This window comes from Lacihabitans sp. LS3-19 (assembly GCF_024343575.1).
In the GTDB taxonomy this organism is placed as follows: domain Bacteria; phylum Bacteroidota; class Bacteroidia; order Cytophagales; family Spirosomataceae; genus Leadbetterella.
The window spans coordinates 197,128-205,742 of the sequence record NZ_RJUA01000121.1 but is presented as its reverse complement, the minus strand read 5'-3'; the positions used below and the strand labels follow the sequence as shown (position 1 = coordinate 205,742).

Sequence of the window (8,615 nt, the reverse complement as noted above, 5' to 3'; positions counted from 1 at the left end):
TTGCTACAAGGACTTTGAAGACGCTCCAAAAGCATCAAAAAAACACTATCAAATAGGCTGAATTGCAGCTTACTCTTTTTCTGAATACGATCTAATAATGACTTTAAGCCATAATGCTCAAGGGAATAGCCGAATACCTTTTGGTAACCATAATTGTACCGGCCTAATTCCAATAATTCGCCTTCGAGAAGGGCTTTCAAGTCACCACCGCCTAATTCATAAAACTTGATTCCAATGTTACGAAGATCCTCAGGCTTATAATCTTCGACCTTCCCAAGAGAGTACAAAACCTTCGACGTTGGTTTACCATCAGCATTTCGATAACTCTCCAAAATGCGTAAATAAGTACCCGATTCTTTCTTTTCAACTTTCAAATAAGCCATAATGCAAAATTACAACCGTAAGACACTGAAAGTCAATACCTAAAAACCAAATCGGCTCTCTACAATTTTTTGAAAATTAAGCCAAAATCCTGCTCAGGTATTCATCTGAGAGCTTTTTGAAAAAATAGGTGTCAAAGTCAAGAAGAAAAATAGGGGTTCTTTATGAAAGGGACAATTATAAAGAAATAGTGTTTAAAATCGTAAAATGGTAAAGTCTTATTTCAATAACCAATAAACAGCAAAAGCCGAAAAATAAGCCAAGGCACTCATATAAACTAATTGAATAATGGGCCACTTCCATGACTTGGTCTCTCTATATACCACAGCAATGGTACTCATACACATCATGGCAAACACATAAAAAATCAATAAAGAATAGGAAGTTGCTACCGAAAATACCTGCTCACCAGTATCGGGATTCACTTCTCTTCTTAGTCTAGCCTTAATCGTGGCGTCATCGGCATCATCCGCTCCGATGCTGTAGATCGTAGAAACTGTACCCACAAACACTTCTCTAGCTGCAAAAGATGTAATCAAAGCAATGCCGATTTTCCAATCGTATCCTAGTGGCTTAATAGCAGGCTCAATAAATTTCCCAAAGTGTCCAGCATAAGAATTTTTAAGTTTTTCGGCTGAAATTTTATGTTCTAATTCTTTTCCATTTAGCTCAGGATGGAGTTTTGTTACATTTTCTTCAACATTTGAAAAACCCTCACCAGGACCATAAGATGCCAAAACCCAAAGTATTATCGAAATTGCAACAATCACTTTTCCAGCTTCAAAAACGAAGGTTTTTACTTTTTCTAAAATCGTAAATCCTACTTGCTTCCACCTTGGTTTTTTGTAAGTTGGCAATTCCATCACAAAAAACGACTGTTCATTGGTTTTTAAGAATTTCTTCAAAAACCAACCTCCTATTAAAGCAGAGAAAAAGCCCAGCAAATATAAACCCATCAAAACCAAACCTTGGTATCCAAAAAGTCCAAAAAGCTTATCATCAGGCACTACCAAGGCAATAAGAATGGTATAAATAGGCAGTCTAGCTGAACAACTCATCAATGGTGTAACCATAATAGTTATCAATCGATCTTTCCAGTTGCCGATAGTTCTAGCAGACATAATGGCTGGCACTGCACAAGCCATACTTGAAATCAAAGGCACTACACTTTTGCCACTCATTCCAAACCTACGGATGATTTTGTCCATCAAAACCACCACTCTGGCCATATAACCTGACTCCTCTAAAATTGAGATAAATGCAAACAGAAAAGCTATTTGCGGTATAAAAATCAGCACCCCACCCACTCCAGCTATTAAGCCATCGGTAAGTAAATCGGTGATTTTAGACTCAGGAAGAATTGATTTTAAGAGATTATTTAAATCTGCTATCCCAGCATCTATCAAATCCATCGGATAGTTTGCCAATGTAAAAACAGACTGGAAAATCAAAAACAGGATACCCAAGAAAATCACATATCCCCAAAACTTATGAATGAGAACATTGTCAATCTTTTGAGAAAGTGTAAGTGAACTGTGTTTTTCATCTTCAACTTCAATCACCTGAGAAAGCGTCTCTCCAATATCTTTGTATCTGTCAATAACCTCTTTGGTGTGGAATTCATCGGCTTCAAAATTCATTTCTGTGGCCAATTCCTTCAAAAACAAAACATCTTTTGGTTTTAAAAATCCTAATTTATCGGTTTGAGACAAAAACTGAAGGGCCGTGTAGTCTGTTTTAAGATTAAACCTTTCCTTAATTTTTCCTACATTCTCTTTTAAACTTAGCGTAATTAAGTCTAAATTTTCATGAATTGATTTATTTTCTAAGGCCCTAAAAATAGTCAATTTTAAACCTTCTAGACCAATCCCTTCACGAGCATTTACCTCCACAACGGGTATTCCTAAAAGCTTTTCTAGTTTTGGTGTGTTTATCGTAATACCGATTTCATTGGCTACGTCAAGCATATTTAAAGCCAAAACTGTTGGAATCCCTAAATCGTTAACTTGTTCAAAAAGTAGGAGATTACGCTTTAGATTGGATGAATCAGCAACTATAACCGCCAAATCTGGAAAATCAGGATGGTTTTGGTTAGCTAAAACTTCAAGAACTACCTGCTCGTCGAGCGAATTTGGATATAAACTGTAGGTACCTGGAAGGTCAATTATCTGAATATCGGAGCCATCACTTACTTTGCAAAAGCCAACCTTTTTATCAACAGTAACGCCTGGGAAATTCCCTATTTTCTGACGAAGGCCAGTTAAGTGATTAAATAAAGAAGATTTACCGCAGTTCGGATTACCGATGAGAGCTACTATCATTTTTTTCAATAAGTATTGTAATAGCCTCCGATTTACGTAAAGAAAGCTGGTAATCGTCTGAAACTGAAATACAGTAAGGACAACCTAAAGGAGCTTTATGTTCGAGTTTGACCTCCGTACCAGGCAAACAACCCATCTCCAGAAGCTTCAAAGCAAGCTTGTTATCTAGAAATGCAGATATTTTCCCTTTTTCCCCTTCTTTTAGATCCGCTACTGTCTTCAAATGTAAATTAGACTTATTATAAATAGTAACGCAAACTTAAAACATTTTGTTCTTTTAATATTTGAAATAGAAGAAATAAATTCAAGAATATGACTAAAATCAGTTTTTTTCTAACTCTAGTAAAACCCTAAAACCGCAAAATAAAACTCTTAACCATTAAATAAAACTCTCGACCACTTAATAAAGATTTGAACTTAAATTTATTCTACAATTTAAACTCAAAATCAAATTACCATGAAAAAATTAATACTACTATTGTTAGTTGCTCATTTTTCTTTTTCTCAATCAGTTGAAATTCTACCAGGTAACAATGCTAATGGCAATATCCTTTCAAATTCGAGCTCAAATCCCAGCTTAAATATTTTTAAATCAGGTACTGGCAATCCTGACAAAATGGTAATTTCCCACTCTCCTACTTATACTGATTGGGGACTACAATATAAGGACGTTGAGGACAAATTTGTTTTTATAGGTGAAGGGCTTCCCGTATTAACCACGAGTTTAAGTAGTGGTAATGTAGGAGTTGGAACTATTAATCCCAGCCATAAATTAGATATTTTTGGAGGTAATTGGAATCTCGCAACGAGCACAGCTGGTGATTTCAGGATTGGAGACCCAACTTATAACTTCAGAATAGGCGTAGCTACTGGAGGTGGCGGTGCTGGAGATGTAAGAATGTACACTTTTGGAGGTACAAATAGATTTATTTGGGGTACTAATGCATTAGATAGAATGGCATTAAACAATGCAGGAGATTTAGGTATTGGGACTATTACTCCAGAGGCTAAAGTTCATATAGACCACACAGGCTCGGACTTAGATCCACATATCAGAGTAAATGCATTAGGCTCTTTATCTAGAATAAATTGGACATCATCTGCAAATTCTAATAAATGGATAGCTCAAAGTTATTTAAATGGAGCAACTTCTGCTGATAATTATTGGAGAATAGAATACAATGGTGTCGAAAAATTTAATATAAAAGGAGATGGTGACATTGGAATAAACACTAATAATCCTACTGCAAGACTCCACGTAGTAGGCCCTGACAATGATGGAATAACAGCTGGGATAAAAATTTCTTCTCCAGGACAAACAATGCTACTTGATGGAAACGAAATTGATGCACTGGTTGGAAATTTAAACTTAAACTACAATACAACCCAACACGTAATATTAGCATATGGTGGTGGAAATGTTGGAATAGGCACAACATCTCCAAACAATAAGCTCGATGTATTAGGTATAATTAGGGCAAATGAGGTAATAGTAGAAACGGGCTGGGCTGATTATGTTTTTGAGGAAGATTATAAATTAGATAAACTAGAAAATGTTGAGAATTTCATCAAAGAAAACAAACATTTGCCAAATGTACCTTCTGCAAAAGATATCGAAGAAAAAGGAGCTCATGTAGCAGAACTTATGACTAAAATGATGGCTAAAATTGAGGAGTTAACACTTCATACTATTAGGCAACAAAAGGAAATTGAGGAGTTGAAAAAAACTATTAATAAGAATTAATTTAGCATGAAAACAAAAATATCATTTTCTATAGTATGTTTTGTGCTGTGGTCATCAGTTATTTTACAAGCACAAATCAATTGTGATACGCCCTTCAATCCTGACAATTTGAAAGGATGGAATATTGATTCTATAAGATCCACGGAAGGGTACGCAACAGCTAAAACAGTTAGAGTGGTTTTTCATATTTTAAGAAATGATGATGGATCTAATGCTGCTGCAACTGAGGCTTATATTGAAGGAGAGCTAACAAAAATTAGAAATGAATATCAACCATGGAATATTTGTTTTGCTCTTTTAGGGTTTACTTATATAAATAACACAACATTGAATACCCTTATGAACTCAAATACATCTGCCCATAGGACAGCACTATTTGCTTACGATTGGAGCAATGCGTTGAATATATATTGCCATAAAGAGCTAAGAAATAACAATGGAACTGGGTTAATAGGCACGGCATATGATATACCCAACACCCATCTATCAATTGATATTCCTGAAAACTTTGATGGTGTTTTATCACATGAAATTGGACATTGCCTTGGTTTGCTTCATACTTTTGAAACAGCCATTGGAAATGAACTTGTAAATGGCAGTAATTGCTCTACAGCTGGCGACTTAGTCTGTGATACTCCAGCAGATCCAAATGGAAATTTCAATAGTTCAACTTGTGTTTACACTGGCACTACTAAAGATGCTAATAATCAGTCTTATAACCCAATGGTAAACAACCTTATGAGTTATTATTTTTTCTGCATGACAATATTTACTCCAAATCAACGAACTAGGATGTATGACACAATAGCGGGTGTCACAGCTATTGGGAATATGACTATGCAGACTAATACCGCAAATATTAGTAATAAAAACTACACTACAGGTACTTGGTGGGGAGCTTCACGAAACACATTAAATGTTGGCAATATAGCTTCCGCTGGAAATGTAAATTCGTCAGGGTCTGCAGATGTATATTTCACATCCAACCAAGTTCGATTAAAACCAGGCTTTCATGCTTATCCCAACTCAAACGGGAAAGTTAGGGTTTTAACTTACGGATGTCAATTCTAATTGATTAAGGTATAATTAAAATTGAATGAAAATTTCCTAGTCAGAATTTCAAATTAAAAATAACATCTTACTTTTAGTATACTTATTATATGAAAGCTAAATTAATTATTTTTTTAACACTTTTCGTTTCTTTAAAAAGCTTAGGTCAAATTGACTTTGCTGACTGTGGAACTCAAACGCCAAAAGAACCTCAGAAGTTTTCAGAAGAAGCTATAAGAGAAACAGAAGCAGCTGTAGACTATATATATGTTATGAAAATTTATGCACACATATTAAGAAACACAGATGGAACAAATGCAGCGACTACACCAGAACAATTGGCTATTGATATACAAACTATGACTAATTTTTTCAAGCCGCATAATATTTGCTTTGCATTTTTAGGCTATGATTATATTGACAATACTACATTAAACACAAATATGAACTTCACCAATAGTGCAAATATAACTTCTTTAAGATCTTATAATTCGCACACAAATGCAATCGATATTTATATTCACAAAGGCTCTACAGCTTATGGTGGTTACTCCTATGATATTCCAGGAAGAGATTTTTCTGTTGTCCAATCTGCAAATTTTAATTTCTACCACGAAATGGGCCATGCCTTAGGGTTATACCACACTTTTGAAACAGCCTTTGGAACTTCATGCCCCGATGGCTCAAATTGTTCGACAACTGGAGATTTTATATGCGATACAAATGCGGACGTTTCTGGCTCTCAAAACTCAAGAAGTGGTTGCACTTATACTGGCTCTGCAAGTATATTCTGCAATGGACAAACCAGAAGCTATAGCCCTCCAACTAACAATATCATGAGTTATTGGTATATGTGCTACTCTCAATTTACAGTTAATCAAGGCACCAGAATGCGAACAACTATAAATAACAATGACGGTTCTGGAGGTTTATTTGAAAATGTAGTTGTAGGTACAAATAAAAATATTTCAGGTATTTTAGGCGGTACAACAACTTACAATACAGAATTAATTGATGCTGCAAAAAGTACCCTTACTGTTGGTTCACAGCCATATCCATTAAATGGCAACGTCAATATTTTTACAAGCAAAGACTCCCAATTAAACGCAGGAACTAGAATCAGATTAATAGCTGGAGCAAGAATAAAACCCACTAATAATACTGTAAGACTTACCATAAATGGCTTATGTAATTAAATTCATTTTCCACTTTACCAACTAGCTTTTCAAAACCAATTTGACTATTATTAAACTTTAGAACCTAAATTGCTTTTTTCAATACATAAAGTCTAATTTTGCATAAAAATTAGACTTTTTTATGGCCAAAATAATCGAAACTCACGCACACATCTATGATGAGCAATTTAATAATGATAGAGATGAAATGCTTCAAAGGGCGTTTGAATTAGGTGTGGAACAAATTTGGATGCCAAATTGTAACTCTGAAACGATTCCTGGAATGTTGGCTCTAGAATCCCAATATCCAGGAAAATGCCTTTCGATGATGGGTTTGCATCCATGTTATGTCGGTGAAGATTTTGAAAAAGAGTTAGCAATCGTAGGAGATAATTTAGAAAAAAGACCATTCATATTGATTGGAGAGATTGGCTTGGATTTTTTCTGGGATCTGACTTTCGTGCCACAGCAAGAAAAAGCTTTTTTGAAACAATTAGAGTTTGCAAAAAAATACAATCTACCTATTTGTATTCATTCAAGAAACTCCAAAGACAATCAATTAAATGCCATTCAAAGGTGCTGTGACTTGATAGAAGAGTTTGGATGGAAAGATTTAAGAGGTATTTTCCATTGTTTTTCGGGAAACAAAGAAGATGCAGAAAGGGTAATTTCATTAAACTTTCATTTAGGCATAGGTGGTGTGGTTACTTTCAAAAACGGAGGCCTAGATAAATTCTTAGGTGAAATACCAATAAACAACATAGTTTTAGAAACTGATTCTCCATATTTAGCTCCGGTTCCTCTCCGAGGCAAAAGAAATGAAGTCTCCTATTTAAGCCACGTGACTGAGAAACTTTCAGAATTATACAACCTTTCTGAAGATGAAATAAAAAATATTACTACTCAAAATGCTCTAAACATTATCAAAAAATGAAAAATAGCGGGATACAATTTATTGTATTAGGCGTAATCTTCGCAATATTTTGGTCCTCTGCTTCAGTAGCAGCAAAAATCGGGGTTCAAACTATGGAGCCTTTGGTTTTATTTCAGTCGCGATTTTTCATAGCTGGAGTTTTGATGTTAGGCTATTCTGCAATTTTCGAAAAGTGGCAATGGCCATCTAAAGAGGAATTAAAAGGACTTTCAATTTTTGGATTTTTAAATATTACTGTTTACCTGAGTCTATTTGTATTGGCAATAAAAGAGGTAGCAGCTGGTATTGGGAGCTTATCGGTTTCTTTGGGTCCATTATTGATGGCCATAATAAGTGGTCTTATTCTTGGTAAAAAAATAAAAATCCAACAAATAATCGGTCTAATTTTAGGATTTTGTGGCGTTTTCTTGGCTGTTTGGCCACTTTTACAAAATAGCTTCGCCACACCTCGTGGATTAATTTATTTGCTAATAAGCATGTTGAGTTATAGCATTGCCGCGGTTTATTTTACAGAAAAACATTGGACGCTAAGCCGAATTGCAATTAACGGCTGGCAGGTTCTTTTAGGAGGGCTTTTTATGCTGCCGCTCACTTGGTTTTTAAATGAAAAACCTATAATCTACAACTTAAGTAATTCCCTTTCAATACTTTGGCTGGTTATTCCAGTTTCTGTACTCGCCGTAAATCTATGGTTAAGATTAATTAAAATAGACTCAGTAAGAGCATCTTTCTTTTTATTTCTATGCCCAATTTTTGGTTTTATTTTTTCCTCTTTTATATTAGATGAGCCCTTCACTTGGCATACTATGCTTGGGCTGGTTTTGGTCTTAGGAGGATTGTATCTTGGACAAGAAAAATGATTTTTTAAGAAAACCTTTCTAAATTAGATTTAATAATGTCAGACGTCATATATTTTCGCTTGGAAGCAAAATATATTTAAGCTTCGTTAGATTAATTAGAATCTCTTGAATAAAAATGTTTTTTTGATGGTATTTCTCTTATTAAAGGTA

Annotated in this window: 7 protein-coding genes and 1 pseudogene; 5 read left to right on the top strand and 3 right to left on the bottom strand. The window is 34.8% G+C overall.

The genetic code is table 11. The annotated features are described in order from the left end of the window. The 3 genes and pseudogenes from EGI22_RS19695 to EGI22_RS19685 all read right to left on the bottom strand — a co-directional run. Positions 1 to 383, bottom strand: a pseudogene (locus EGI22_RS19695) (hypothetical protein); the annotation flags it as partial. 216 nt (positions 384 to 599) lie between these two features. Beyond that, positions 600 to 2,702 carry a ferrous iron transport protein B gene (gene feoB / locus EGI22_RS19690; protein ID WP_255070164.1) on the bottom strand — a complete coding sequence of 701 codons (2,103 nt, stop codon included), beginning with the start codon at positions 2,700 to 2,702 and terminating at the stop codon, positions 600 to 602. Continuing rightward, the gene (locus tag EGI22_RS19685) at positions 2,680 to 2,925 is read right to left on the bottom strand and encodes a FeoA family protein (RefSeq protein ID WP_255070163.1); all 246 of its coding nucleotides are present in this window, start codon (positions 2,923 to 2,925) and stop codon (positions 2,680 to 2,682) included. The genes feoB and EGI22_RS19685 overlap by 23 nt, the downstream gene beginning before the upstream one ends. A gap of 234 nt (positions 2,926 to 3,159) precedes the next feature. On the opposite strand from EGI22_RS19685, the gene EGI22_RS19680 reads away from it, so the two are divergent. The 5 genes from EGI22_RS19680 (at position 3,160) to EGI22_RS19660 (ending at position 8,465) form a co-directional block, all read left to right on the top strand. Continuing rightward, positions 3,160 to 4,446 (top strand): hypothetical protein, encoded by a 1,287-nt coding sequence (locus EGI22_RS19680; RefSeq protein WP_255070162.1) that lies wholly within the window; start codon positions 3,160 to 3,162, stop codon positions 4,444 to 4,446. A gap of 6 nt (positions 4,447 to 4,452) precedes the next feature. Next, positions 4,453 to 5,517, top strand: a complete 1,065-nt coding sequence (locus EGI22_RS19675; RefSeq protein ID WP_255070160.1) for a M43 family zinc metalloprotease — start codon at positions 4,453 to 4,455, stop codon at positions 5,515 to 5,517. 89 nt (positions 5,518 to 5,606) lie between these two features. Next, the gene (locus EGI22_RS19670) at positions 5,607 to 6,692 is read left to right on the top strand and encodes a M43 family zinc metalloprotease (RefSeq protein WP_255070159.1); all 1,086 of its coding nucleotides are present in this window, start codon (positions 5,607 to 5,609) and stop codon (positions 6,690 to 6,692) included. 121 nt (positions 6,693 to 6,813) lie between these two features. Next, the gene (locus EGI22_RS19665; RefSeq protein ID WP_255070158.1) at positions 6,814 to 7,605 is read left to right on the top strand and encodes a TatD family hydrolase; all 792 of its coding nucleotides are present in this window, start codon (positions 6,814 to 6,816) and stop codon (positions 7,603 to 7,605) included. Next, positions 7,602 to 8,465, top strand: coding sequence for a DMT family transporter (locus EGI22_RS19660; RefSeq protein WP_255070157.1), 864 nt, complete (start codon positions 7,602 to 7,604; stop codon positions 8,463 to 8,465). The genes EGI22_RS19665 and EGI22_RS19660 overlap by 4 nt, the downstream gene beginning before the upstream one ends. Positions 8,466 to 8,615 lie beyond the last annotated feature (150 nt).

Bases quoted from the DNA above. Each gene is read 5' to 3' on its own strand.
- EGI22_RS19680 (WP_255070162.1), top strand. From the start codon at position 3,160: ATGAAAAAATTAATACTACTATTGTTAGTTGCTCATTTTTCTTTTTCT.
- feoB (WP_255070164.1), bottom strand. From the start codon at position 2,702: ATGATAGTAGCTCTCATCGGTAATCCGAACTGCGGTAAATCTTCTTTA.
- EGI22_RS19670 (WP_255070159.1), top strand. From the start codon at position 5,607: ATGAAAGCTAAATTAATTATTTTTTTAACACTTTTCGTTTCTTTAAAA.
- EGI22_RS19665 (WP_255070158.1), top strand. From the start codon at position 6,814: ATGGCCAAAATAATCGAAACTCACGCACACATCTATGATGAGCAATTT.
- EGI22_RS19660 (WP_255070157.1), top strand. From the start codon at position 7,602: ATGAAAAATAGCGGGATACAATTTATTGTATTAGGCGTAATCTTCGCA.
- EGI22_RS19675 (WP_255070160.1), top strand. From the start codon at position 4,453: ATGAAAACAAAAATATCATTTTCTATAGTATGTTTTGTGCTGTGGTCA.